At 66.2% G+C, this 25,928-nt stretch carries 26 protein-coding genes and 1 pseudogene; 8 read left to right on the top strand and 19 right to left on the bottom strand.

From position 1 onward, the window contains the following. Positions 1-3: 3 nt before the first annotated feature. From secF to yajC, 3 genes are all read right to left on the bottom strand, one after another. Complete coding sequence (gene secF / locus P9A17_RS31125; protein ID WP_278042659.1) at positions 4-1,263, bottom strand: protein translocase subunit SecF; 1,260 nt, start codon at positions 1,261-1,263, stop codon at positions 4-6. A 3-nt stretch (positions 1,264-1,266) separates the two neighbouring features. Continuing rightward, a complete protein-coding gene (secD, locus tag P9A17_RS31130; RefSeq protein WP_278042660.1) occupies positions 1,267-3,057 on the bottom strand; it encodes a protein translocase subunit SecD in 1,791 nt (596 codons plus the stop codon). A 64-nt stretch (positions 3,058-3,121) separates the two neighbouring features. Further along, entirely contained in the window at positions 3,122-3,469 is a 348-nt protein-coding gene (gene yajC, locus P9A17_RS31135) for a preprotein translocase subunit YajC (RefSeq protein WP_278042661.1), read from the bottom strand. 336 nt (positions 3,470-3,805) lie between these two features. Between yajC and gabT the strand changes: the two genes are divergently transcribed. After that, on the top strand, positions 3,806-5,149 hold the full coding sequence (gene gabT, locus P9A17_RS31140; RefSeq protein ID WP_278042662.1) for a 4-aminobutyrate--2-oxoglutarate transaminase: 1,344 nt from the start codon (positions 3,806-3,808) through the stop codon (positions 5,147-5,149). 216 nt (positions 5,150-5,365) lie between these two features. After that, on the top strand, positions 5,366-6,403 hold the full coding sequence (locus tag P9A17_RS31145) for a GGDEF domain-containing protein (protein WP_278042663.1): 1,038 nt from the start codon (positions 5,366-5,368) through the stop codon (positions 6,401-6,403). Positions 6,404-6,407: 4 nt separating this feature from the next. Here P9A17_RS31145 and P9A17_RS31150 read toward each other — a convergent pair whose 3' ends face one another. Beyond that, entirely contained in the window at positions 6,408-6,749 is a 342-nt protein-coding gene (locus P9A17_RS31150) for a hypothetical protein (RefSeq protein ID WP_278042664.1), read from the bottom strand. A 332-nt stretch (positions 6,750-7,081) separates the two neighbouring features. On the opposite strand from P9A17_RS31150, the gene car reads away from it, so the two are divergent. Next, complete coding sequence (car, locus tag P9A17_RS31155) at positions 7,082-10,576, top strand: carboxylic acid reductase (protein WP_278042665.1); 3,495 nt, start codon at positions 7,082-7,084, stop codon at positions 10,574-10,576. Here the strand turns inward: car and P9A17_RS31160 are convergent. From P9A17_RS31160 to P9A17_RS31195, 8 genes are all read right to left on the bottom strand, one after another. Continuing rightward, positions 10,573-11,214: a hypothetical protein gene (locus tag P9A17_RS31160; RefSeq protein WP_278042666.1), complete on the bottom strand. Its 642-nt coding sequence runs from the start codon at positions 11,212-11,214 to the stop codon at positions 10,573-10,575. The two genes, car and P9A17_RS31160, sit on opposite strands and share 4 nt — an antisense overlap. A 60-nt stretch (positions 11,215-11,274) precedes the next feature. Further along, positions 11,275-12,198 carry an alpha/beta hydrolase gene (locus P9A17_RS31165; protein WP_278042667.1) on the bottom strand — a complete coding sequence of 308 codons (924 nt, stop codon included), beginning with the start codon at positions 12,196-12,198 and terminating at the stop codon, positions 11,275-11,277. 10 nt (positions 12,199-12,208) lie between these two features. Then, positions 12,209-12,595, bottom strand: a complete 387-nt coding sequence (locus P9A17_RS31170; RefSeq protein WP_278042668.1) for a DUF1304 domain-containing protein — start codon at positions 12,593-12,595, stop codon at positions 12,209-12,211. A gap of 15 nt (positions 12,596-12,610) precedes the next feature. Continuing rightward, entirely contained in the window at positions 12,611-13,678 is a 1,068-nt protein-coding gene (gene ruvB, locus P9A17_RS31175) for a Holliday junction branch migration DNA helicase RuvB (RefSeq protein WP_278042669.1), read from the bottom strand. A 3-nt stretch (positions 13,679-13,681) separates the two neighbouring features. After that, on the bottom strand, positions 13,682-14,269 hold the full coding sequence (gene ruvA / locus P9A17_RS31180) for a Holliday junction branch migration protein RuvA (protein ID WP_278042670.1): 588 nt from the start codon (positions 14,267-14,269) through the stop codon (positions 13,682-13,684). Further along, on the bottom strand, positions 14,266-14,844 hold the full coding sequence (ruvC, locus tag P9A17_RS31185; protein WP_278042671.1) for a crossover junction endodeoxyribonuclease RuvC: 579 nt from the start codon (positions 14,842-14,844) through the stop codon (positions 14,266-14,268). The genes ruvA and ruvC overlap by 4 nt, the downstream gene beginning before the upstream one ends. A 77-nt stretch (positions 14,845-14,921) precedes the next feature. After that, positions 14,922-15,245: a hypothetical protein gene (locus P9A17_RS31190; RefSeq protein WP_278042672.1), complete on the bottom strand. Its 324-nt coding sequence runs from the start codon at positions 15,243-15,245 to the stop codon at positions 14,922-14,924. Positions 15,246-15,273: 28 nt separating this feature from the next. Next, a complete protein-coding gene (locus P9A17_RS31195) occupies positions 15,274-15,693 on the bottom strand; it encodes a DUF1398 family protein (RefSeq protein ID WP_278042673.1) in 420 nt (139 codons plus the stop codon). A gap of 84 nt (positions 15,694-15,777) precedes the next feature. On the opposite strand from P9A17_RS31195, the gene P9A17_RS31200 reads away from it, so the two are divergent. After that, positions 15,778-16,200, top strand: a complete 423-nt coding sequence (locus P9A17_RS31200) for a MarR family winged helix-turn-helix transcriptional regulator (RefSeq protein ID WP_347403868.1) — start codon at positions 15,778-15,780, stop codon at positions 16,198-16,200. Here the strand turns inward: P9A17_RS31200 and P9A17_RS31205 are convergent. Further along, the gene (locus tag P9A17_RS31205) at positions 16,169-16,786 is read right to left on the bottom strand and encodes a TetR/AcrR family transcriptional regulator (RefSeq protein ID WP_278042674.1); all 618 of its coding nucleotides are present in this window, start codon (positions 16,784-16,786) and stop codon (positions 16,169-16,171) included. The two genes, P9A17_RS31200 and P9A17_RS31205, sit on opposite strands and share 32 nt — an antisense overlap. A 62-nt stretch (positions 16,787-16,848) precedes the next feature. Between P9A17_RS31205 and P9A17_RS31210 the strand changes: the two genes are divergently transcribed. Next, entirely contained in the window at positions 16,849-17,694 is an 846-nt protein-coding gene (locus P9A17_RS31210; RefSeq protein WP_278042675.1) for an alpha/beta hydrolase, read from the top strand. Here P9A17_RS31210 and P9A17_RS31215 read toward each other — a convergent pair. The 3 genes from P9A17_RS31215 to P9A17_RS31225 form a co-directional block, all read right to left on the bottom strand. Next, positions 17,678-18,001: a hypothetical protein gene (locus P9A17_RS31215; RefSeq protein ID WP_278042676.1), complete on the bottom strand. Its 324-nt coding sequence runs from the start codon at positions 17,999-18,001 to the stop codon at positions 17,678-17,680. The genes P9A17_RS31210 and P9A17_RS31215 overlap by 17 nt on opposite strands. A 72-nt stretch (positions 18,002-18,073) precedes the next feature. Beyond that, entirely contained in the window at positions 18,074-18,829 is a 756-nt protein-coding gene (locus P9A17_RS31220) for a YebC/PmpR family DNA-binding transcriptional regulator (protein ID WP_278042677.1), read from the bottom strand. Positions 18,830-18,883: 54 nt separating this feature from the next. Continuing rightward, positions 18,884-19,486: a TetR family transcriptional regulator gene (locus P9A17_RS31225; protein ID WP_278042678.1), complete on the bottom strand. Its 603-nt coding sequence runs from the start codon at positions 19,484-19,486 to the stop codon at positions 18,884-18,886. Positions 19,487-19,540: 54 nt separating this feature from the next. Between P9A17_RS31225 and P9A17_RS31230 the strand changes: the two genes are divergently transcribed. The 3 genes from P9A17_RS31230 (at position 19,541) to P9A17_RS31240 (ending at position 24,294) form a co-directional block, all read left to right on the top strand. Next, entirely contained in the window at positions 19,541-21,259 is a 1,719-nt protein-coding gene (locus tag P9A17_RS31230) for a CocE/NonD family hydrolase (protein WP_278042679.1), read from the top strand. 68 nt (positions 21,260-21,327) lie between these two features. Further along, positions 21,328-22,539 carry an acyl-CoA dehydrogenase family protein gene (locus tag P9A17_RS31235; protein WP_278042680.1) on the top strand — a complete coding sequence of 404 codons (1,212 nt, stop codon included), beginning with the start codon at positions 21,328-21,330 and terminating at the stop codon, positions 22,537-22,539. Between the two features lie 99 nt (positions 22,540-22,638). Further along, positions 22,639-24,294, top strand: a complete 1,656-nt coding sequence (locus tag P9A17_RS31240) for a hypothetical protein (protein WP_278042681.1) — start codon at positions 22,639-22,641, stop codon at positions 24,292-24,294. A gap of 50 nt (positions 24,295-24,344) precedes the next feature. Here P9A17_RS31240 and pdxT read toward each other — a convergent pair whose 3' ends face one another. The 3 genes and pseudogenes from pdxT to P9A17_RS31255 all read right to left on the bottom strand — a co-directional run. After that, entirely contained in the window at positions 24,345-24,929 is a 585-nt protein-coding gene (gene pdxT, locus P9A17_RS31245; RefSeq protein WP_278042682.1) for a pyridoxal 5'-phosphate synthase glutaminase subunit PdxT, read from the bottom strand. Further along, complete coding sequence (gene tesB, locus P9A17_RS31250) at positions 24,926-25,774, bottom strand: acyl-CoA thioesterase II (RefSeq protein WP_278042683.1); 849 nt, start codon at positions 25,772-25,774, stop codon at positions 24,926-24,928. Before tesB ends, pdxT begins: the two co-directional genes overlap by 4 nt. 11 nt (positions 25,775-25,785) lie before the next feature. Further along, a pseudogene (locus P9A17_RS31255) lies at positions 25,786-25,928 on the bottom strand (pyridoxal 5'-phosphate synthase lyase subunit PdxS); the annotation flags it as partial.

The raw sequence follows: 25,928 nt of genomic DNA on the forward strand, positions 1-25,928 counted from the left end.
CCCCTACCGATTCCGCGGGGTGCGCTTACCCGACGGTCGCCCTGTCCTGCTGGAGGTCGGCCGCACGGGACGGGCACCCGGCTGGGGCTTGTCCGGAGGCGGCGACACCGACGCCGCGACCGTTGCGGGCTGGGCGTCACCGTCAGCAGACGATTCGTCTATCTCGACTCCGGAAGCCCTGGCCGCCGCGGTCTTGCGACGGTTGAGCACACGCCGGGTGTGCTTGCGCACGACGTCGGTGCGCTCGCGCAGGCTGACCAGCAGGGGTGTGGCGAAGTAGATCGACGAATAGGTACCGACCACGACACCGACGAGCTGCACCAGCGCCAGGTCCATCAGCGTGCCGACACCGAGCAGCCAGACCGCGATGACCATCAGCGCGATGATCGGCAGCACCGAGATGACGGAGGTGTTGATCGACCGCATGAAGGTCTGGTTGACGGCGAGGTTGGCTTGCTCGGCGAAGGTGCGGCGGGTGCTGTGCTCGAAGCCGTCGGTGTTCTCCTCGACCTTGTCGAACACGATGACGGTGTCATACAGCGAGAAGCCGAGGATGGTCAGCAGACCGATCACCGTCGCCGGGGTGACTTCGAATCCGACGAGCGCATAGAACCCGGCGGTGACCACAAGGTCGAAAACCAGCGTCGCGAGCGCGGCGATCGCCATGTACCGCTCGTAGCGCAGCGTGATGTAGATGGCGGCGAGCACCAGGAACACCACCAGCGCGATGAGCGCCTTCTGGGTGATCTGACCGCCCCACGTCTCCGACACCGCGGAGTCGCTGACTGCCTGTTCACTGGGCTGCCCGTCCGGGCCGAGCGGCTGGAACGCGTCGAAGAGCGCACTGCGCAACGCGATGATCTCGTCGTTGCTCAGCGTCTCGGAACGGATCTGGAAGGTCGCGGACTCGCCGCTGCCGACGACGACGACGGCCTCCGGCGGAGTGCCGATCGTATCGTTGAACACCGTCTCGACCTGCTGGGTGGTCGCCTGAGAGTCGCTGCGCGGGAACGACACCTTGGTGCCGCCCTCGAAGTCGATACCGAACGTGAAGCCGCGGATCACCATGGCGCCGATCGAGATCGCGATGATCAGGCCGCTGACGGTGTACCAGAGCTTGCGCTTGCCCATCACCTCGAACGCGCCGGTACCGGTGTACAGGCGGACGAAGAAGCCGTGCTTGGGGGCGTCGCCCGCGGCCGATTCCAGGTCGGGCGCCTCTTCGGCGGTCGATTCGGTGTCCGCGCGGTTCTTGGTGGCCATGCCCTATCCCCGTCCCGCCGCGTTCGCGGCCGCTCGGCGTTCGCGTGCGATCTGCTGGACGGCTCCGAGCCCGTTCAGAGACGGCTTGGCCCACAGAGGCGACTTCGACGCCATGTACACCAGCGGCCACGTCACCAGGAACACGATGACGAGGTCGAAGATCGTTGTCAGCCCCAGCGTGAACGCGAATCCCTTCACCTGACCGACAGCCAGGAAGTACAGCACCGCGGCGGCCAGGAATGTCACGGCGTTACCCGACAGGATCGTCTTGCGCGCCCTCGCCCAGCCTCGCGGTACCGCAGAGCGGAACGATCGGCCTTCTCGGATCTCGTCCTTGATGCGCTCGAAGAACACGACGAACGAGTCCGCTGTCATACCGATACCGATGATCAGACCGGCGATACCGGCCAGGTCCAGCGTGTAACTGATGTATCTGCCCAGCAGCACCAGCACCGCGAAGACCATGGCACCGGAGGCCACCAGCGACAGCGCGATCAGCAGACCGAGTGCCCGGTAATAGAGCAGTGAATACAGCAGTACCGCCGCGAGCCCCACCGCGCCCGCGATCAGGCCCGCGCGCAACGACGACAGCCCGAGCGTGGCGGAAACCGTCTCGGCCTCGGAAGATTCGAACGACAGAGGCAGCGAACCGTACTTGAGGACGTTGGCCAGTTCGCGGGCGGTGTCCTGCGTGAACTGCCCGGTGATCTGGGTGTTGCCGCCCGGAATCGGTTCGTTGATCACCGGCGCGCTGACGACTCGCGAGTCGAGCACGAACGCCGTCTGGGTGCCGACGTTGGCCGCGGTGAACTCCGCCCACGTCTTGGAGCCCTGATCCTTGAACGACAGGTCGACCACGTATTCGCCGGCCTGCTGGTTCAGCCCGGAGGTCGCGTTCTCGATCTCCTCACCACTGATGATCGACTTGTCCAGCAGGTAGACCTGGCTGCCGTCCTGCGAGCAGGTGATCAGCGGCAGGTTCGGGTCGTCGTTGCCGGCGAGCACGTCTTCCTGACCGCAGCGGGTCGCCTGGAACTGCAGCGCCAGGATCTGGATGGCCTGCTCCGAGCTCTGCCGCAACTGCTTCTCGTCGGCAATCTGGGTGGCCAGGTCGACGTCTCCACCTTCACCGGGCAGCTGCGGTGGCGCGTCCGGTCCGGGCGGCGGGGCGCCCGGCCCCGGCGGCGGGGCGGGCGGCGCAGGGCTCGGGGCCGGCTGCTGCGGGAAGGGACGCGGTTGCGGCGCCGCCGGCTCCGGCTCGGCGGGAACAGCGCCCGGCGGCATGCCGGGGATCGCGCCCGGCGGCATGCCGGGGATCGCGCCCGGCGGCATCCCGGGAATCCCGCCCGGCGGCATCCCGGGAATCCCGCCCGGCGGCATCCCTTCGGGCTCGGCCTCGGGCGGCGGCACCTCGCCGGCGGGGATCGCGTGGATCACCGGGCGGATGTAGAGGCGTGCCGTCTGGCCGAGGCTGCGCGCTTCGCTGGTGTCGTCGCCAGGCACCGTGATGACGAGGTTGTTGCCATCGATGATGACCTCAGAACCCGAGACGCCGAGGCCGTCGACGCGGGAGCTGATGATCTCCTGGGCTTGGATCAGCGATTCACGCGACGGTTCGGAGCCGTCGGGTGTGCGCGCAGTCAGGGTGACGCGGGTGCCACCTTGTAGGTCGATGCCCAGTTTGGGGTCGGGTTTCTTGTCCCCGGTCAAGAACACCAGCAGGTAGGCGCCGATGAGCAATACCAGGAACAGCCCCAGGTAGCGGGCAGGGTGAACCGTCGAAGACGATGCCACGTGTCAGAGTCTCCTCGAGATCAGGTCGTCAGCACCGCAAAGAGTACGTGCTGCTGCTGAGATCTCAGCCGTCAGTCTTCTCGTTCGGGCTCTTGGTCAGTTCGACGCCCGACGATTCGGCCTCGTCGAAGCTGTCGTCGTCCTCGTCGTCGATGTCGTCGACGATGCGGTCACGCACGGCGAGTTTCATCCATGTGGTGACGACGCCGGGCGCGATCTCCACGTCGACGTAGTCGTCGCCGAGGCCGGTGATGGTGCCCTGAAGGCCGGACGTGGTGTGGATGCGGTCGCCGATCTCCAGCGAGTTGTGCAGATCGATGGTGGCCTGCATCGCCTTCTTCTGGCGCCGCGAGGCGAAATACATGAAAGCGCCCATGATGATGAGCAGGGGCAGAAATACGACCAGATCCATGGCGGCAGTGTCTCTCTAAGTCTCTTCGTGTGTTCTTCGTGCGTATTCGTCGTGCAGTACTCAGTCGTCCAGTGTGCCATTGGGGCCTTCTGCGCCCATGCCCCCCGGCCTGCTGGGAAGATCTGTGACGCGGTCAGCGCGCGTCCGCGGGTGCCCCGGACCGGCCGACGACACCGGTCTGGCAACGGAATTCGTCGTCGATCGGGCCCTCTACTGACGATTCCGTCTCAACTGGGCAGGGTTAACGACGGATCGACACCAGTTGCGGCTAGGCTCGGGTGGCACACGGCAATCGTCGAATTCTTCCGTCCCGTCGGGTCGTCTAGGAGGTCTCCTGTGAGTGCTCTCGAACAGAGTCGCCACCTCGCCACCGCCATCCCCGGGCCCAGGTCATCCGAACTGATCGCGCGAAAGAGCGCGGCGGTGGCCCGCGGCGTCGGCAACACCATGCCCGTCTACGCGACGCGGGCCGGCGGCGGAATCGTCGAGGACGTCGACGGTAACCGGTTGATCGATCTCGGGTCCGGCATCGCCGTCACGACGATCGGAAACGCCTCCCCCAAGGTCGTCGAAGCGGTGGCCGAGCAGGTGGGCAGGTTCACCCACACCTGCTTCATGGTGACGCCCTACGAGGGATACGTGGCAGTGGCCGAGGCGCTCAACCGCCTCACCCCCGGCGACGGCGACAAACGCACGGCGCTGTTCAACTCCGGCTCCGAGGCGGTGGAGAACGCCGTCAAAATAGCCAGGACCTTCACAGGGAAGCAGGCCGTCGTCGCGTTCGACCACGCCTACCACGGCCGCACCAACCTGACGATGGCGCTGACGGCGAAGTCGATGCCGTACAAGCACGGGTTCGGGCCGTTCGCCCCGGAGATCTACCGGGCGCCGCTGTCGTATCCGTTCCGCGACGCCGAGTTCGGCGGAAAAGAATTGGCCACCGATGGAGAACTGGCCGCGCGCCGGGCCATCACCGTGATCGACAAGCAGATCGGCGCCGAAAATCTGGCGGCGGTCATCATCGAACCGATCCAGGGTGAGGGCGGCTTCATCGTGCCGGCCGAGGGATTCCTGCCGACACTGCTGGAGTGGTGCCGCGCCAACAACGTGGTGTTCATCGCCGATGAGGTGCAGACCGGATTCGCGCGCACCGGCGCGATGTTCGCCTGCGAACACGAAGGCATCACGCCGGATCTGATCGTCACCGCGAAAGGCATCGCCGACGGCATGCCGTTGTCGGCGGTCACCGGCCGCACGGAGATCATGGACGCGCCGCACGTCAGCGGCCTGGGCGGCACGTACGGCGGCAACCCGGTGGCGTGTGCCGCTGCGCTGGCGACCATCGAGACCATCGAAGCCGACGGCCTCGTCGCCCGCGCCGCCGAGATCGAGACACTGATGAAGGACAAGCTGGGCCGAATCCAGGCAGAGGACGACAGGATCGGCGACGTCCGCGGCCGCGGCGCCATGATCGCCGTCGAACTGGTGAAGTCCGGGACGATGGAGCCCGACGCCGAGCTCACCAAGAAGCTGTGTGCCGGCGCGCATCAGGCTGGGGTGATCGTGCTGTCCTGCGGAACGTTCGGCAACGTGCTGCGCTTCCTTCCCCCTCTCACGATCAGCGACGTGCTGTTGCTCGAAGGGCTCGACGTCCTTGAACTCCTCCTGCGCGATCTCTGACCGGGAAATCCACGCTTGCGACCAGGTCGCGTGTGACCACTCTCACTAACTGACACGTTTGGAGTTTGGCCGCTTCGGGCAAACGCCGAAATTGACTGCAGCGAAGGATATTTCACCGAAAACCGCTGAATAGACAGTGTTTCAGCTAACGGTTAACCTGCTCCCGTGAGGCGCGGTATAGACCATTGGTGGCGATCCCCCGACCACCACCAACTGATGACCAGTTACCTCGTGCGGCGGGGTTTGCAGCCGGCCGCGTGCGCGTTGATGGCGGCGGGTACGGCCGCATACGGAATGGCCGCGGCAGCCATGCTCTTCAGCCCTCGCGGACCTCAGGGTGCGGTCGCGGTGACCGCTTCGATTGTCGTCATCGCATTCTCGGCACTCGCCGCGGCGTACTGGATCAAAGGATGGCCGACGCTCCGAGCCTCGATCGGCATCGTCCTGCTGTCGTCACTGGGACTGATCTCCGTGTGCCTCGCCCAGTCCAGCCCCATCGCGGGCCTGCTCGGTTCCACCGGATTCGCCGTCCTCGCCGGATACGTCGCCTTCGTTCACAGCGCCCGACTCCTGGCCGCCGTCATCGTGTGCGGCGTGATCACCATCTCCGTCTGCATCACCCGGCTCGCCGCCGCGGGCGATGTCGCGATGGCGCTCAGCATCGTCCCCGTGGCAGTCGTGGCACTCGTGATCCTGCCGTTCGCCGGACAACTCCTGGCGCGCCTGCTGGGCATCGACGCCCACCGCTCGGATACCGACGCCCTGACCGGCCTACTAAATCGTCACGGATTCCGCACCGCTGCAACCGAATTGGCATCGAACCTCAATACGCGCGGTAGTCACCTCACGATCGCGATGATCGACCTCGATCGCTTCAAGCAGATCAACGACACGCTGGGGCACAGCGCCGGTGATCAGATCCTCATCGACGTCGGCGCGGCACTGCGCGCGGCGGTCGACAAGGACGCTCTGGTGGTCCGTTACGGCGGTGAAGAGTTTCTGGTCGCCGAGGTCCAGCCGTCGTCCCGGACCGACCTCGGGAACCGAATTCTCGCCGCATTCGACGGTTTGGAGCAGCGCGTGACGGCGAGCGTCGGCCTGGACAGCACCGAGCACCTTCCTTCGGAACCCAGGGCGCTGCGCAGCAGCCTCGACAGGCTGCTCGCCTCGGCCGACACCGCCATGTACGAGGCGAAGCGATCCGGCGGTAATGCCGTCAGCCGGGCGGGGGTCCGCGACGCCGCTGCCGCCTGACGCGTCAGGGCAGCAGCAGCCCGACGATGATTGCGCGGATCTGGTCTGCAGTGAGCCCGTCACCGTCCGCTTCGAGGGCAATGAGGTCGGAGATCAGGTCCTCGCCCGGGCGCCAGCACCGTTGCGCCACCAGCACGTCGAGATAGGCGTCGAGCGCGTCGATGCTCACGAACTCTGGTCCGTCGCCCCACTGAGCAATCCATAACCAGTCGCGCGACGGTATCTGCAATGCCACACACAACCCGTAGAGGCGTTCGCCGAGCACGACGACCGCCGGATCGTCGGCGGCGGCACACGGGATTCGCGACGAGAGCATGTCCGACAACTTCACCAGCAGCGTGCTCATGACTGACTCCCGACCATGGATCCACGTTATCGCTTAGATGTGCTCGGTGAAGTACTCCGTCCCACGGGCCAATCGGGTCGTATCGAACGAAAAGTGCGGGGCGGGAACAGAATTGCCGCATGGGGCGGGTAGCACAATGTGTCGAGCGCCACATTGGCGCAGCGCCGGCGAGAGGAATCACAGACCTAAAAGCCCTTGTCACACCACACTCACAGCGCATTACCAGCCGATAACCCCCTTTTCGCGGAATACCTTTAGTGGCACTAAACGTCTCTGTGTATAAGCGCAGCGTCGCGCTTCCCAAACCCACTATGTGTTCCGAGGTCCTTGTGATGTCGACTGATCCCCGCGAGGAGCGGCTCGAACGCCGTATCGCCGATTTGTTCGCCCATGATCATCAATTCGCCGCAGCCACACCAGACTTGGCCATAACCGAGGCCATCAACAAGCCTGATCTGCCCCTGCCGCTGATTCTGCAGACCGTATTCGACGGCTACGCCGACCGCCCCGCGCTCGGGCAGCGCGACGTCCGGTTCGCCGCAGACCCATCCACCGGCCGCACCGTCGCCGAACTCCTGCCGAGCTTCAGCACGATCACCTACGCCGAGATGGGCAGGCGTGTCCAGGCCATCGCCGACGCCCTCAGCGAGGTCCGTCCCGGAGATCGTGTGGCGGTACTGGGCTTCACCAGTGTCGACTTCGTGACCTTCGACACCGCACTGGCCGCGCGCGGCGCCGTGTCGGTGCCGCTGCAGACGGCGGCACCAGTGACGACGTTGCGCCCGATCGTCGCCGAGACCGAGCCCGCGGCGATCGCGTCGTCGATCGACTACCTCGGCGATGCTGTCGATCTCGCGCTTGCTGCGCCCTCGGTCACCCGCATCGTCGTGTTCGACGATCTCCCCGAGGTGGACGATCACCGGGAGGCGCTCAGCGCGGCCCGCACCCGGTTGGCTGAGGTGGACCGCCAGGTTCGGCTCGACCGACTCGCGGATCTGGTGACAGAGGGCGCGAGTTCGACTGGCTCAGAACCTTTCATCTCCCCGGATGCTGATCCGCTCGCGCTGCTGATCTACACCTCGGGCAGCACAGGCGCGCCGAAGGGTGCCATGTACACCGCAGACATGATGGCCAATGCCTGGCGGCCGTCATCGCACGACCGGATCGGTGACCGCACCACCTGGCCGTCGATCACGCTGAACTTCATGCCGATGAGCCATGTGATGGGCCGGATGATGCTCTACGGCACCCTGGGCGCCGGTGGAACCGCGTATTTCGCTGCGCGCAGCGATCTTTCGACGTTCCTGGAGGACCTCGCCCTAGTCCGTCCCACCCAGCTGGCGTTCGTACCGAGGATCTGGGACACCATCTACGCCGAGGTCGCCAAGGAACTGGAGCGCGGCTCCGCCTCCGAAAGCGAGGTGTTCGCCACCATGCGGCAGAGCCTGCTGGGCGGCCGCTTCCTCGCCGCGCTGTCGGGCTCTGCACCGGTGTCGCCGGAGATGAAGAAGTTCGTCGAGGCGCTTCTCGATCTGCACCTGACCGATGGCTACGGTTCGACCGAGGCCGGCATGGTGTTCACCGACGGGCAGGTGATCCGCCCGCCTGTTCTCGACTACAAGCTCGTCGACGTGCCCGACCTCGGTTACTTCCGCACCGACCAGCCGTATCCGCGCGGAGAGTTGCTGATCAAATCCACCAACTTGTTCCCCGGCTACTACAAGCGGCCCGAGGTGACGGCCGAGGTGTTCGACGAGGACGGCTTCTACCGCACCGGTGACGTCGTCGCCGAGCTGGGTCCCGACCAGATCTCCTACGTGGACCGGCGCAACAACGTGCTCAAGCTGTCCCAGGGCGAGTTCGTGACCGTCTCCAAACTCGAGGCCGTCTTCGGGGACAGCCCGGTTGTCCGTCAGATCTACGTGTACGGCAACAGCGCGCGACCTTATCTGCTGGCCGTCGTCGTTCCGACCGACGACGCGCTCGCGCACGACGACACAAAAACGCTGATCGCCGAATCGCTTCAGGATGTCGCGAAGGCGGCGGGGCTGCAGTCCTATGAGATCCCGCGCGACTTCCTCATCGAGACCACGCCGTTCACACTGGAGAACGGACTGCTCACCGGTATCCGGAAGTTGGCCCGGCCCAAGCTGAAGGAACACTACGGCGACCGCCTCGAAGTGCTCTACAGCGAGCTCGCCGAAGGCCAGGCCGACGAACTGCGCAGGCTGCGTCTGTCCGGCGCCGACCGGCCGGTCGCCGAAACCGTGAGCCGTGCAGCGGCTGCCTTGCTCGGCACCGCCGCCGGTGATCTGCGACCCGATGCCCACTTCACCGATCTGGGCGGAGATTCGTTGTCCGCCTTGACGTTCGCGAACCTCTTGCATGACATCTTCGGCGTCGAGGTTCCGGTCGGGGTGATCGTCAGCCCCGCAACCGACCTGGCGTCACTTGCCCGCTACATCGAATCTGAGCGCGAGAACGGCTACACCAGACCGACTTTCGCATCAGTTCATGGTGCGGGCGCCACCGAGGTGCAGGCCCGCGATCTGACACTGGACAAGTTCATCGACGCCAAGACCCTCGCTGCGGCGCCGGCTGTGGCTGCGCCGAGCACGGAGGTTCGGACGGTCCTACTGACCGGAGCGACCGGATTCCTCGGTCGCTACCTTGCCCTCGAATGGCTGGAGCGTCTGTCGCTGGTCGGTGGCACGCTGATCTGTCTGGTCCGCGCCAAAGATGATGCGGCCGCTCGGGACCGGCTCGACAGCACCTTCGACAGCGGCGATCCGGGGTTGCTGGAGCACTATCGGAAGCTGGCGGACGATCACCTCGTGGTCATCGCCGGCGACAAGGGCGAACCGAACCTCGGCCTGGACCAGCAGACGTGGCAGCGCCTCGCCGACACCGTCGACCTGATCGTCGACCCCGCCGCGCTGGTCAACCACGTGCTGCCCTACAGCCAGCTGTTCGGCCCGAACGCACTCGGCACCGCGGAGCTGATCCGTGTCGCGCTGACGACCAAGCAGAAGCCCTATGTCTACGTCTCGACGATCGGTGTCGGCGCAGGCATCGAGCCGGGACGTTTCACCGAAGACGGTGACATCCGCGAGATCAGCGCGACCCGCGCGGTCGACGACAGCTACGCCAACGGGTACGGCAACAGCAAGTGGGCGGGTGAAGTGCTGCTGCGGGAGGCTCACGATCTCTGCGGGCTGCCCGTTGCCGTCTTCCGGTGCGACATGATCCTGGCCGACACCACCTACGCCGGCCAGCTCAACGTCCCCGACATGTTCACCCGGCTCATCCTGAGCTTGGTCGCCACCGGCGTTGCTCCCGATTCGTTCTATCGCACCGACTCCGCCGGACACCGGCAGCGGGCCCACTACGACGGTCTGCCAGTGGAATTCATCGCCGAGGCGATCTCCACCATCGGGGCGCACGTCCGCAGTGATTCCGTGACCGGGTTCGAGACGTATCACGTGATGAACCCGCACGACGACGGCGTCGGGCTCGACGAGTTCGTCGACTGGATGATCGAAGCCGGTCACCCCGTGCGCCGGGTGGGTGACTACGCGTCGTGGCTGCAGCGGTTCACCGTCGCGGTCAACGCTCTACCCGACCGACAGAGGCAGGCCTCGCTGCTACCGCTGCTGCACAATTACCAGCACCCGGAGGTGCCGCTGCGCGGTTCGATGGCGCCGACCGACAGGTTCAGGGCGGCGGTGCAAGACGCGAAAATCGGTCCGGACAAAGACATTCCGCACATCACTGCAGCGATCATCGACAAGTACGTGACCGACCTGGAGCTTCTCGGTCTGCTCTAGATGGGCAGCTTGTCGCGGACACGCCGGCGGCGCCCGAACAGGGATGCCCGCCGGCGCGGCACCGGATCCGTCACCGCATCCGGCTGATCCCAGGTCCCAGTGGTCGTCGTGGTGACGGGCGAGGGTGGCACCGGGGTGTGCGCGTCGCGATACGCGATGTCCCGGGCGGTGCGCACCGACAGCCGGCCCGCCGCCAGCGCGGCCAGGAACACGATCAGTGCACCCAGTCCGGAGAAGTAGGTCAGTTCCAGCCAGACTCGCTGCGTCTCCGTCGCGGCCACGGGCTCGCCCGCAGACCCCAGACCCAACGGGACGGCGACGGCACGACCGACGACGAACCATGCGCCGGCGGCCACGGCGAGCCAGGTCCCGAGCATGGCCGTCGCCCGGTTGCGCGACGCGAACATCAACAGACCGCCAAGCACCGCGACCAAGCCCGGCAGGACCTGCAGCCAGCCACGCCCCGCCGTCCAGGCCCACGGCCGGTCCGGGCTGTAAGCGAAGTCGAAGAGCGGCCCGATGAACGGGATGAGTGCGCCCCAGACACCCAGCACGACGATCAGCAAGCCGCTGACCGCGCCGCGGCTGCGCGGGATCCGCAGAGAGCCCCGGTGTTCCCGGGTCGGTGAGTCAACCATGGTTCCTCCTGACAAGATGCCCAGCGAGTACCCAGACTCCGTCGGCGATAACCGAGTGGCTCAGCGGCCGGATTGCCGCACCTGATCGACCACGCCGACGATCGCGTCGGCGACCACTCGCGGCTGGTAGAGCATCATGTTGTGGCCGCTGTCTTCGATCAGGATGTTGCGCGTGCCGAGCGCCGCCGCCAGCATGTCGTTGGCCCGATAGATCTGGGCCTGCGTGTAGTTGTCCGGGTTGAGTTGTTCCGGCGCCGGGAACCGGTCGCCGCTGAGCACCACGGCCGGCACCTTCGGCAGCGGTGGCGCGGCCTCCACCGCGGCGAAGGACTGCTCGACTGCAACGCTCTCGTTGCCGGGGTCCCGGTCACGAGTGTCGACGTTGAAGGCGCCGTTCTGTTCGGGCGTCCCCACATCGGGCAGGAACTCCGACGTCGGTTCGACGAACACCAACCCGGCCACCAGATCCGGATGCCGGCGCGCCAGCAGGTCGAGAATCATGCCGCCGTACGAGTGCGCGACGAACACCAGCGGAGTCTGCAGCCCGGCCGCGCCGATGAGAGCGACCACGTCGTCGACATCCTGCTGGGTGGTGTGCGGTTGGGGCACCGGTGTCGATCTGTACTCGCCGTCGGGGCGGGTGTCGGGCCGGTCGTAGACGCAGATCCGGGTCGTCCGAGCGACAGTGGGCTGGGTCGCGTCGGGGCTCGGCACCAGCGCCGCGGACTCGATGGTGTCGTAGGGCTGCGACCAGATCGGATCGTCGGGCGGAATGCGATGGTTCCACGCCTCGGCGTAACTGCCCATGCCGGGGATGACGAACACGGTCGGCGATCCGGAGCCCTGACAGTCGAGGAACAGCGCGCGTCCGGACCCGATGTCGACGAGACCCGGTGCGGCCGAAGCGGGATCGGCCGCGCTCCGGGCACAGGCGGTGAGCGCGACCAGAACCGTCAGCGCTGCGCCGAAACGACGCCAGATCACGGTGAGGACGCTACAACGCCAGCCCGATGACGATCAGCACAATCGCGATCACCGGCAGGACACCCTGGGTGACGGCGGGCCGCGCCTTGTCCCGCGCGGCGGCCAGCAGAACCACCGCGGCGGCCAGCATCGAACCCACCCCGGCGAACACCAACGCCACGCCGACCGACATCGACCCGGTGAACGCGGCGATGACACCGGTGATCGTCACGATGCCGAGGAACAGGTTGTAGAAACCCTGATTGAAGGCAAGCAGTTTGGTGGTTTCAGCCTCTTCCGGCGTCGTGCCGAACACCGCACGCGTGCGCGTCGAAGTCCATGTCACCGACTCCATCACGAAGATGTAGCCGTGCAACACAGCGGCGAGCACCGCCACGATCAGTCCAGCTGTCAGCATGCGTCCATCCTGTCGTCAGTCGAACAATCCCATGGCGCCGAGACCGCCCGCCCCCGCGGGTGGCGTCATCCCCAGGTGTTTCCATGCCTGCGCGGTGGCCACGCGGCCGCGCGGTGTGCGCGCGATCATCCCGGCCCGCACCAGGAACGGCTCACACACCTCCTCGACCGTCGTGGCTTCCTCCCCGACAGCCACCGCGAGGGTCGAGACCCCCACGGGGCCACCGCCGAAGCTGCGCGTCAGCGCGGACAGCACGGCGCGGTCGAGCCGGTCCAGCCCGAGTTCGTCGACGTCGTACACCTCCAACGCGGCTTTGGCGATATCACGGGTGATGACCCCATCGGCACGTACCTCGGCGTAGTCGCGGACGCGCCGCAACAGCCTGTTCGCGATCCGTGGTGTGCCGCGCGAACGGCGGGCGATCTCGGCCCCTGCTTCGGTGCCCAGCTCGATGCCGAGGATCCCGGCCGAACGCGACAGCACACGTTCCAACTCGGCGGGCTCGTAGAAATCCATGTGCGCGGTGAACCCGAACCGATCACGCAGCGGGCCCGTCAGCGCACCCGAGCGGGTGGTTGCGCCGACGAGCGTGAACGGTGCCACCTCCAGCGGAATCGAGGTTGCCCCAGGACCTTTCCCGACGACGACGTCGACCCGGAAGTCCTCCATCGCCAGATACAGCATCTCTTCTGCGGGCCGGGCGATGCGGTGGATCTCGTCGATGAACAGCACATCGTGCTCGACGAGATTCGACAGCATGGCTGCCAGGTCGCCTGCCCGCTCGAGCGCGGGACCGGACGTGACGCGTAGCGACGTTCCGAGTTCGGCGGCGATGATCATCGCCAGCGACGTCTTGCCGAGACCGGGCGGCCCGGACAGCAGGATGTGGTCGGGCGTGCCGCCGCGGTTCTTGGCCCCTTCGAGCACCAGTTGCAGCTGTTCCCGCACGCGGGGCTGGCCGATGAACTCCCCCAGCGACCGCGGCCGCAGACTGGCGTCGATGTCGCCCTCGCCGACCGTCAGCGCCGGTGACATCTCCCGATCGTCGGGCTCGTTCTCGGGGTTCTCGGTGAACCGGCCCATGACCTACTTCTTCCCCAGCATCGACAGCGCGGCCCGCAGAGCCGTCGACGTGGTGGCCTCCGGGTCGTTGGCGAGCACCTTGTCGGTGGCTTCCTCGGCCTGCTTGAGGGCGAATCCGAGGCCGACGAGCGCTTCCACCACAGGCCCGCGGATCCCGTGGCCGCCCGCCGACGCCACCCCGCCCGACGTCGGGGTTCCGACCTTGTCGCGCAGCGTCAACACCAGCAGTTCGGCGGTCTTCTTGCCCACCTTGGGAATTCGGGTCAACGCGGTGACGTCACCATCGCCGATCGCCTGACGCAGCGCGGGACCGTCGTACATGGCGAGTGCGCCGAGCGCGATGCTCGGCCCGATCCCCGACACCCCGAGCAGGATCAGGAACAGGTCCCGCGCGTCGGAGTCGGCGAATCCGTACAGGGTCTGGGAATCTTCGCGCACGATCATCGCGGTGATCAGCCGGGCCTCGGTCCCGCGGCGCAGTGTGGCGAGCGTCGCCGGGGTCGCCATCACTTTGTAGCCGACCCCGGCCGCCTCGATGACGACGTGGTCGAGCGCGATGTCGAGGACCTCGCCCCGCACGGACGCGATCACCGCGCACCTCTGGCCAGCTGAGCGGATTTCGCCTTGAGCGTGGCCTTGTACTTGCGGCGCTGTTCGGCCGCCATGGCCTCGGCTTCGGCCATCCGGGCGATCATCGGCGCGCGCCAGCAGTGGCAGATCGCAAGCGCCAGCGCGTCGGCGGCGTCGGCGGGGGTCGGTTTCTGTTGCAGTGCAAGGATTCTCGTTACCATTTCGGTGACCTGCGCCTTGTCCGCCCGACCGTTGCCGGTGACGGCGGCCTTCACTTCGCTCGGGGTGTGGAAATGCACGTCGATGTCGCGGCGCGCAGCGGCGAGTGCGATCACGCCGCCGGCCTGTGCGGTGCCCATCGCGGTGTTGGCGTTCTGATTGGCGAACACCCGCTCGACAGCGAGGACGTCGGGTTTGTGGGTGTCGAGCCAGTGCTCGACGGCGTCGCTGATCGCGAGCAGCCGGTGCGCCAGCGGATGGTCGGACGGGGTCCGCACGACATCGACATCGAGTGCGATCACCTGCCGGCCGCGGCCGCTCTCAATGACCGACAGCCCACACCGGGTCAAACCCGGGTCGACTCCCATCACCCGCACGCCAGCTCCTCCTCGGACAGAACATTTGTTCGAGAGCTTAGCTTCCGCAGGGGACACCGCCGGGGAAGGACACGCGTTCAGATGGCGCAATGCCCCGAGCGCCAACCCTGGGACAGCTGCATCACGAGTTCGGCCATCCACCCGCCAGAGCGACGCCAGCCGCGCACCAGTTCGCGCTCGACTTCCTGGTGATCGCGCTGGACGACGATGACCCACCGCCCGCCGAGGACCTTGGTCAGCAGCCAGAAGGGCCACAGCAGCGCAAACGGCAGGAACAGGACGAGTCCGATCACCCAGCCGAAGAAGTCGAAGTTGTCGAGCAGCGCCTCCAACGACGGGAACGGCCACAACTTGCGGTGCACCGACCACTGCACGCCCGAAGGATCCGTGAGCACTGGCATGCGCAGAGCATAGGGGCGCACGCCGGGATTAACCGGCCAATGACACCGCCGGGTAGGTCTCGGTGTAGGACGCCCCGGAGTGGCCGTAGTACACGCATGTACGCATCTTCAGGTCGACGACGTAGCGCACGACTCCGGCCTGCCATGCGGCCGCCACGAACTCGGGGAAGGTGGTGTTGCCCGCTTGATCGGCGCGCAGCGCGGCGACGAGCCGGTCCGCATCGAACGCGGGCACCTCCGCGAAGCCGCTGATCAGCGGGGACCCTTGGCTGACGACCGGCCCCAGGTCGGTGTAGTAGGTGGCCTGCATTGCGGGCAGGTGCCAGACGTTCCGCCGGACACCGGCCTGCCGCAGGGTTTCGGCGAGATACGGAAAGCCCTGTCGCACAGTCCTGTTGGCTGCCGCTTCTCGCAAGGCCCGCTCCACGTTCGACACACTCTCGGACATCGGACATTCCTTTCCTCGCCGGCGTTACACTGACCACATATAGCCATAGTGACAATATGTTGTCAATTGCAGGAGGAGGCCGCAGTGGCCGACGACGTCGCACTGCTGATCGCCGATGTGTACGAGTTGGCCGGCGCGCTGCGCCGAATCGGCGAGACCACCGCCGCCGCGGAGGGGCAGACGCAGGCGCGCTGGCAACTGCTCAGCGTGGTTTCCGAGAACCCCGAGACGGTGCCTCGGGCCGCCCGCCGCCTCGGCGTAACCCGCCAAGCGGTGCAGCGCGTCGCCAACGAGCTCGTCGACGGTGGCCTCGCGGAGTTTCGCACCAACCCGGATCACCGGACCTCTCCCCTGCTCACACTGACACCGGCAGGGCAAAAGACTTTGGGCGCCATCAATGATCGCGCCCGTGCCCACCATCGCAGCGTGCGGCGCGACATCGGCGACGACGAGATCCGCACCGCCAGGTCGGTTGTCAGGTCGCTGCTGAGGTCGCTGCCGCAGTGACATCGGCGCGTGGCGCCAGCGCGATGCCGCGGTACTGGGGCGCCATCGTCGCCCCCGCCGCCAGCAGCGGTTCGGCGTCACGCATCGCCCGGGCGAGCAGGAAGGCCCCTTCGAGCGCGCCGACGAGCGCGAAAGTCACTTGTCTGCCCAGGGATTCGTCCAGTCCTCGCGACACGAAGTACGCCGCACCGCCCTCGACCCAGCCGACGAAGATGTCGCGGGTCGTCACGCGCAGTTCCTCGACGGTGTCGGATATCTCGCCCGCCACGCTGGCCACGGGGCACATGTTGGCGAATCCCGTGCCGGCCATGTCGTCGGCCGCCTGGGTGAACACTCCTTCCAGGGCGGCGCCGAGGTCGGTGTAGCCGTCGATGATCGACGGGATCAGCAGTCCGTAGGCGTAGCCCGCATTGGTGAGCGCCTCGCGGGCGATCTCGACCTTGCCGCCGCGGAAGTGGTGATAGAGCGAACCGATCGGCGCTCCCGACGCGTCGGCGATGTCCTTCATGCCGACACCGGCGTACCCCTTGTGCCGCATCAGCTCCGCGGCGGCGGTCAGTATTGATTCTCTGGTGGACCTTGCCATGCTCGCCTCCTCGTGTCAGGCTAGAGCATACGTTCTAGAATAGTCGTTCTAGTGGAGGATCGATGAAGTCAGTCCAGGTCAATGCCGGAACGCTCGAATATCGCGAGGAAGGTGACCCCGACGGCCCTCCCGTCGTCCTTCTGCACGGCCTGCTGATGAACGACACTCAGTGGGATCTGGCACTGCCCCACCTACCATCCGGATTCCGCTATCTCCTGCCGGTCCTGCCGATGGGCGGGCACCGGATCGCGATGCGCGCCGACGCCGACCTCACGCTGCCCGGGATGAACGGGATCGTCGCCGATTTTCTCGACGCGCTCGACCTCGACGACGTCACGCTCGTCATCTCCGACTGGGGCGGGCCGCTGTTCCTGACCGACCTCGGCCGCGACCGCAGAGTGGGCCGGTTGGTCGTCTGCCCGGCGGAGGCCTTCGACAACTTTCCGCCGGGCTTTCCCGGCAAGGTCGCCTGGCTGGCCAGCCGCACCACCGGCACCGTCTGGCTGGCGATGCGTCAGCTCAAGATCGGCTGGCTGCGCCGCCAGTGGCTGATGTTCGGGATGATGTCGAAAAAGCCGGTCCCGCAACCGATTTTCGACAACTGGGTCCAGGCCGCGCTCGCCGACAAGATGGTTCGCCGAGACCTCGTCAAGTACTGCCGCACCACGTTCGTCGACGAGGACCTCATCAGGGCGACGAACCGGCTGGCGGAATTCGACCGGCCGGCGCTGGTGTTGTGGACCGACAACCCGGTGATGCCCGCCGATCACGGCCGCCGGCTCGCCGACCTGCTGCCGCAGGGCCGCCTGCAGACCATCGACGACGCTTACGTGCTGGTCATGCTGGACCAGCCGGAACGCACAGCGGCGGCGATCGGCCAGTTCCTGACGGTCACCGCTGCTCGGTGAGTTCCACGGTGTGAGCCAGAGTGCCCGCCTGCGCCTGCTGGGCGAGTTCGGCGACGCGCTGACCGGACTTGCCCCATCCCCGCACCTGCTCGCGGCTGACCTGAGTTCCCGCTCGCTCGACGATGATGGTCCAGGACGCCCCGAGCCATTTGGAAGCCAGCCAGAACGGCCACATCACCATGAACGGCAACACGATCAGGAAGATCAGCGCGTCGAGGGTCGCGAACCCGGTCTCCCAGGGCACGGTCTTCCACCACCAGCGTCGGACTCTCCACTCGACACCGTCGGGATCTGTCACCTTCTCCATACGGATAGTCACTTTCCGATCGCCGTTCAGACGATCGGATTATGCACTCCGCAACATGCCTGAGGCGCTGATTCACTCCTCGTCGAGCTGTGCGGCGACATCGTCGGGGATGTCGACGTTGGTGTAGACGTCCTGCACGTCGTCGCTGTCCTCCAGCGCATCGACAAGCTTGAGGACTTTGCGGGCACCTTCCAGGTCGACCGCCACCGACACCGACGGTTGGAAGCTGGCCTCCGCGGAGTCGTATTCGATGCCGGCATCCTGCAGCGCGGTGCGCACGGCCACCAGATCGGTAGGCTCCGAGATGATCTCGAAGGTCTCACCGTGGTCGTTGACGTCCTCGGCGCCGGCCTCCAGCACCGCGGTCAAGACGTCGTCCTCGGTCAGACCGTTCTTTTCCAGCGTCACGACCCCCTTGCGGGTGAACAGGTAGGACACCGAACCCGGATCGGCCATGTTGCCGCCGTTGCGGGTCATCGCGACGCGCACCTCGCCGGCCGCGCGGTTCTTGTTGTCCGTCAGGCACTCGACGAGGATCGCGACACCGTTGGGTCCGTAGCCCTCGTAGGTGATTGTCTGCCAGTCGGCGCCGCCGGCTTCTTCGCCCGCGCCGCGCTTGCGGGCGCGCTCGATGTTGTCGTTGGGCACCGAGTTCTTCTTGGCCTTCTGAATCGCGTCGTACAGCGTCGGGTTCCCGCCGGGGTCTCCACCACCGGTCCGAGCCGCCACCTCGATGTTCTTGATCAGCTTGGCGAAGTTCTTACCGCGACGCGCGTCGATCACGGCCTTCTTGTGCTTGGTGGTGGCCCACTTGGAATGGCCGCTCATGCACACCTCTTCTTGGTTCTACGTCAAAGTCCGATTGACCAGTCTACGTGGCGGTCAGCCCAGGTCGTCCTCGATGTAGCGCTGCAGGTTCGGGGCCACCGCGGCGACGAGAGCGTCATCGCCCATCGACGCGACCGGTTCGATGGACCAGACGTAGCGCATCATCGCCAGGCCCATGATCTGCGACGAGATCAGGCCGCTCCGTGTCATGCGCTCGTCGTCGTCGCTGCCGAGCTGCAAGACACCCATCAAGCTGCGCTCCACGACGAGACGCAACTTCTCCCGGGTGGCCGCCTCGTGGGCGGCGGTCTGCAGGATCGCCCGCAGGACGGGACCGATCTCGTCGTCGGCCCACGCGCTCAGCATCAGGCGCACGAGTGCTTCACCCAGTTGAGGAATCGGGGTGGTCCACGTCGCCGCCACGTTGTCCAGCCAGCGCTGCGGGGGCGCGGTGGCCGCGTCCAGGAGCGCCTCTTTGGAGCCGAAGTAGTGGTACACCAGCGCCGGATCGACGTCGGCGGCGCGAGCAACAGCACGCATTGTCGTCCCGGCGTAACCCGTGTCGGCGAACGCCTCGCGCGCCGCGACGAGGATCCGCGCCGACAGCACGCCGCGTTCGTCCCGGGGACCTGGGGTGATCTTGGGCACGAGCCTCATCTTAGCGCGAGTCTCACGTTGCGTTGAAACTAGTTTCACCGTAGCGTGAAATTCATGAGCACGGAACGCCGCCTCAACGGCCCCCAGGACACGGGCCGCGAGTACCGCAACCTCAGCCGACCGCGGTACGGCGTCAGTCACCTCACCAACCAGCACGTCGCGATGCGGGACGGTGCCGACCTGATGGCCGACGTCCACCACCCCAGCACGCGCGGCAGGTACCCGGCGCTGATCGCCGCATCGCCCTACCCGCGCCAGATGCAGGACCTCGGCGCGCCAGCCGGCTTCGTCGAGGCCGGCGCGACCGACTTCTGGGTGTCCCGCGGCTACGTCCACGTCATCGCCAACGTCCGCGGCACCGGCGGCTCGGGCGGCACGTTCGGCTTCTTCGATGCCCAGGAGCGCCGCGACATGTACGACCTCGTGGAGTGGGCCGCTGCGCAGCCCTGGTGCGACGGCAACGTCGGCATGATCGGCATCAGCTACTTCGCGATGACACAACTGGAGGCCGCGGTCGAACGACCACCGCACCTGAAGGCGATCTTCCCCGTCGCTGTGACTGCCGACCTGTACGACGCCGCCTCACATCACGGCCTGACGAGTTCGTCGTTCATCACGCCCTTCCTGTCGATGATGGGCCTGACGTCCGATCGCAGCGACGCGTTCTGGCGGCGCAACCCGGTGATCACGCTCGCGCGGCGGGTGCTGAACACGCCGAAACTGCACGAGAAGTTCGCCACGATGAACGGTGAAGCCGCCGTGACGATGATGCGCGGACTGCTCAAACTCCCCCACAACCCGCACCCGTGGGACGACCTGTGGCTCGACACGATGGTCAAGCATCCGGTGCGCGATTCGTGGTGGGAGGAACGCAATGTGCTGCCGCTGCTCGCCGATGTCGACATCCCTGTCTACCTCGGGTGTGACTGGGAGAACGTGCCGCTGCACCTGCCGTCGACGTTCAGCGCATGGAAAGCGTTGCAGCACAACCCGAATGTGCGGATGGCGATGCTCGGGAAGTTCGGTCTCACCTGGCCGTGGGAGAGCCTGCACACCGAGGCGCTGGCGTGGTTCGACCATTGGCTGGGCGGCGCCGACACCGGAATCATGGACGGCCCGCCGGTGCGCTACGTGCTGCCGGGTGCCGACGGCTGGCATGCGAGCCCCACGTGGCCGCCCGCGGCAACTCACCTGCACTGGGCGTTGCGTGCCGACGGCGGACTGGCGGACGAGGAAGGAATCCGGGGGTCCCGCGACTACCTCACCCTTGGCGCCGGCCTGAACCGGGCCAAGGCCAGTCCGATCGATCCGCCATCGTCCCTGATGTGGACATCGCCCGCCCTGGACCACGATCTCGACGTCGTCGGCGCGATCGAACTGCGGCTGGAGGCGTCGGCGACCGCGACCGATACGGCGTGGATCGCGACGCTGCAGGATGTCGCGCCCGACGGAGAGGTCACCGACGTCACCGCGGGATGGGTGCGGGCCAGCCTGCGCACCGTCGACGAGGCCGCCAGCGCCGAAGGCGCTCCAGCGTTGCCCTGCGACCAGGCCGTCGCGGTACCCGTCGGCGAGGTGGTGACCTATCGAGTTCCACTGGTGCCCAACGCTCGCCGCTTCGAGGCCGGACACCGGGTGCGGCTGGTGCTCAGCAGCGACGACCAGGACCCTGACAGTCCGGCGATCATGAACTTTCGGCATGCCAGCGTCGGAACCAGCACCGTGAACACCGTCAGTTCGGCATCCCGTCTACTTCTGCCCGTACTCAATTGACGTCGGCGACTGTTAGCTGAGCCACACCCCCTGGCGGCTTATCTTACTCCGGAGTAAGGTGCTGTTGCATGACATTCTCGCTGGAGTTGTCGTCGGACCTGTTGGATGTGCAGAAGTGGGTCCACGAATTTGCTGCCGACGTCGTCCGCCCTGCCGCAGCCGAGTGGGACGAGCGCGAAACCACACCATGGCCGATCATCCAGGAGGCCGCCAAGGTCGGCCTCTATTCGATGGAGATGTTCGCCGAACAGGCTGCCGAACCCTCGGGCCTCGGCATGATCGTCGTCTTCGAGGAGATGTTCTGGGGAGACGCCGGGATCGCCTTGTCGATCCTGGGCACCGGGCTTGCCGCGGCCTCATTGGCCGCCAACGGCACACCCGACCAGGTCGGCGAATGGGTCCCGCAGATGTTCGGCACCGTCGACGATCCGAAGGTCGCCGCGTTCTGTTCGTCCGAACCGAACGCTGGTTCCGACGTCGGCTCGATCCTCACGCGCGCCCGCTACGACGAGGCCACCGACGAGTGGGTGCTCAACGGCACGAAGACGTGGGCCACCAACGGTGGCATCGCCAACGTCCACGTCGTCGTCGCGTCGGTGCACCCCGAGCTGGGCACCCGCGGACAGGCGTCGTTCATCATCCCGCCGGGCACCAAAGGCCTGTCTCAGGGGCAGAAGTTCCTCAAGCACGGCATCCGCGCGTCGCACACCGCCGAAGTCGTCCTCGACGACGTCCGCATCCCCGGCCGGCTGATCGTCGGCGGCAAGGACAAGTTCGACGCGCGCATCGCCAAGGTCCGTGACGGCAAGAAGGCCGCGGGCCAGGCCGCGATGGCGACGTTCGAGCGGACCCGCCCCACCGTGGGCGCGATGGCCGTCGGCACGGCTCGGGCCGCCTACGAGTACGCCCGCGACTATGCCTGCGAGCGTGAGCAATTCGGCCGCAAGATCGGCGAGTTCCAGGCGGTCGCGTTCAAGCTCGCCGACATGAAAGCGCGCATCGATGCCGCCCGCCTGCTCGTGTACCGGGCCGGTTGGATGGCCCGCAACGGCAAAGCCTTCGAGGCGGCCGAAGGTTCGATGGCCAAGCTGGTCGCCAGCGAGACCGCCGTCTACGTCACCGACGAGGCGATCCAGATCCTCGGCGGCAACGGCTACACGCGGGAATATCCCGTCGAGCGGATGCACCGCGACGCCAAGATCTTCACGATCTTCGAGGGCACCAGTGAGATCCAGCGCCTGGTGATGGCCCGGTCGATCACGGGCCTACCGATCCGCTGAATTCCCTTACACACGAGTCAAATTAGTGCGGTAATCTGCCGACGCGGGACGGAACATCACCTTCATTGCGCCGAAACATAGCGAGCCTAGCTTGGCGCAATGACTCAAGAGCTCGGCAAAGAGGTCGTCGACGCAGATCTCGACACCATGACCGCGACGAAGGAGACCCTCGAGGACTACACGCTGCGGTTCGCGCCACGCAGCTACCGCAAGTGGTCCACCCGCGTGGTCGGTATCTCGGCGCTCGGCGGCATCGCCTACCTCGCCGACTTTGCGATCGGCGCCAACATCGGAATCTCCTACGGCACAACGAATGCCCTGTGGGGCATCCTGATCTTCGCGGTGGTCGTGATGCTGACCGGCTTCCCGCTGGCCTATTACGCCGCCCGGTACAACATCGATCTCGACCTCATCACCCGCGGCAGCGGTTTCGGCTACTACGGCTCAGTGGTCACCAACGTCATCTTCGCGACGTTCACGTTCATCTTCTTCGCGCTCGAAGGCTCGATCATGGCGCAGGGACTCGAACTGGGTCTGGGCATTCCGCTGTGGGTCGGATATGCGGTATCGACCCTGATCATCTTCCCGCTCGTCATCTACGGCATGAAAGTGCTGTCCACACTGCAGGTCTGGACCACTCCCCTGTGGCTTGTCCTGATGGTCGCGCCGTTCGTCTACCTCGTGGTCAGCCACCCCGAATCGGTGTCGGACTTCTTCGCCTACCAGGGTGAAAGCGGCACCAGCGGATTCGATCTCGGCATGACGCTGCTGGCCGCGGGCGTTTGCCTGTCGCTGATCGTGCAGATCGCCGAGCAGATCGATTACCTGCGGTTCATGCCGCCGCGGACGCCGGAGAACAGCCGCAGCTGGTGGACGTGGATGTTCCTCGCGGGTCCAGGCTGGGTCATCTTCGGCGCCATCAAGCAGGTCGTCGGCCTGTTCCTGGCTGTCTATCTGATCGCCAACGTCTTCGGCGGCGAGGTGTCCAACGCCAACGAGCCGGTGCACCAGTTCCTGGAGATCTACCGCAACTTCCTGCCGCCGTGGCTGGCGATGACCCTCGCGGTGATCCTCGTGGTGATCAGCCAGGTCAAGATCAACGTCACGAACGCCTACTCCGGCTCGCTCGCATGGACCAATTCGTTCACCCGCGTCACGAAGCGCTACCCGGGCCGGCTGGTGTTCCTCGCGTTCAACCTACTGATCGCGCTGATCCTGATGGAAGCCAACATGTTCGCGTTCCTCAACACCATCCTGGGCTTCTACGCCAACTGCGGCATCGCGTGGGTGGTCGTGGTGGCGTCCGACATCGTCTTCAACAAATACCTGTTGAAGATCTCTCCGATGAAGCCGGAGTTCCGGCGCGGAATGCTCTACGCGGTCAACCCGGTCGGCTTCGTATCGCTGCTCGCGGCCGCCGGGGTCTCGTTGCTGGCGTTCTTCGGCGTGCTCGGCGAGGCGATCAGGCCGTACTCGCCGCTGGTGGCCATGGTGCTAGGAGCCGTGCTGCCGCCGATCATCGCGGTCGCCACGAAGGGCAAGTACTACTTGCGACGAACCGACGACGGCATCGAGCTGCCGATGTACGACGAGCTCGGCAACCCGTCGGGTGAACAGCTGAAATGTCATGTCTGCCATCATGATTACGAGCGGCCCGACATGATGAAGTGCGCCACCCATGACGCCTTCGTCTGCTCGCTGTGCCTGTCCACCGACAAGGTCGGCGACCACGTGCTGCCCGCGCAAGCTCAGTGATTTTCGGCGTGCCAGGTTGCGCTCAGCGCAACCGCGCACGCCCAAATCCGCTAGAGGGAGTCGACGAAGAGGCGGTGCACGCGACGGTCGCCCGTCACCTCGGGATGGAACGCTGTCGCCAGCATCCGGCCCTGCCGCACCGCGACGGGATGGCCGGCCGCTCGGGCCAGCACCTCGACGTCGGGGCCGACGCGTTCGACCCACGGCGCGCGGATGAACACCGCGTGCACCGAACCGGTCAGCCCGTCGAACTCGATGTCGTCTTCGAAGGAATCCACCTGACGACCGAATGCGTTGCGGCGCACCGTCATATCGATCGCCCGTAGCGGCAGCGCGTCACGCCCGGGCACGCCGGCGTCGGCGATCTCGGTGGCCAGCAGAATCATCCCCGCACACGATCCGTAGGCGGGCATGCCGTCGGCCAGCCTGGCGCGCAACGGCTCCAGCAGTTCCATTTCCCGCAGCAGGTGGCTCATCGCCGTCGACTCGCCACCCGGAATCACCAGCGCGTCGACGGATTCCAGCTCGGTGAGCCGGCGGACCGTGATCGCTTCCGCACCCGCTTCGCGCAGCGCGGCCAGATGCTCGCGGGTGTCGCCCTGTAACGCCAACACGCCGACGGTCGGCGCACTCACCCGTTCGCGGGCTTGAAATCGCGGGGATACCGCGTCAGGCCCTCCTGCATCACCGCGGCCACCATCTCGCCGTACCGATTGAAGATCTTTCCCTGCGTCAGAGAGCGGCCACCACACGACGACGGCGACGACTGGTCGTACAGCAGCCACTCGTCGGCACGGAACGCACGCATGAACCACATCGCGTGATCCAGCGATGCGACCATCAGGTGCTTTCGCTCCTCGATATGGTTGACCTGCGCCGAGCCCAGCAGCGTCAGGTCGCTCATGTAAGCAAGGGCGCAGATGTGCAGCACCGGGTCATCGGGCAGCGGGTCACGGTGCCGAAACCACACCTGCTGCTGAGAAGCCTTGCCCGGCAGCGTGTTCAACTGGTCGCGAGGCACGATTCGGACGTCCCACTCGTCGAACTGCTTGAAGCTCGCGTCGTCGAAGACCTTGCTGACCGATTTGAAGTCGGGAATGTCATCGGGCGGAACGGCATGGGGCATCGCGTCCTGGTGCTCGATGCCGCTCTGGTCGGTCTGAAAGGACGCCGACATCGAGAAGATCGTCTCGCCGTGCTGGATCGCAGTGACGCGGCGGGTACAGAACGACCCACCGTCGCGTATCCGTTCGACGGTGTAGACAGACGGGGACCGGGCGTCGCCAGCCCGCAGGAAATAGCCGTGCAACGAGTGCACCTGGAATTTCGGGTCGACGGTGCGGACCGCTGACACCAGCGACTGACCGGCGACATGCCCGCCGAAGGTGCGCTGCAGGAAGCCCGACTCCGGACTGAACACACCGCCGCGATAGATGTTTACCTCGATCTGCTCCAGATCGAGGATCTCTTCAATCGCCATGAGTTAGGTGTTTACCAGCCGCGTTCTGCGAGCCTGTGCGGGACCGGGATGTCGTCGACGTTGATGCCGACCATCGCCTCGCCCAGACCGCGCGACACCTTGGCCAGCACATCGGGGTCGTCGTAGAACGTGGTCGCCTTCACGATCGCGGCGC

Source organism: Mycobacterium sp. 236(2023), assembly GCF_029623955.1.
GTDB lineage: Bacteria > Actinomycetota > Actinomycetes > Mycobacteriales > Mycobacteriaceae > Mycobacterium.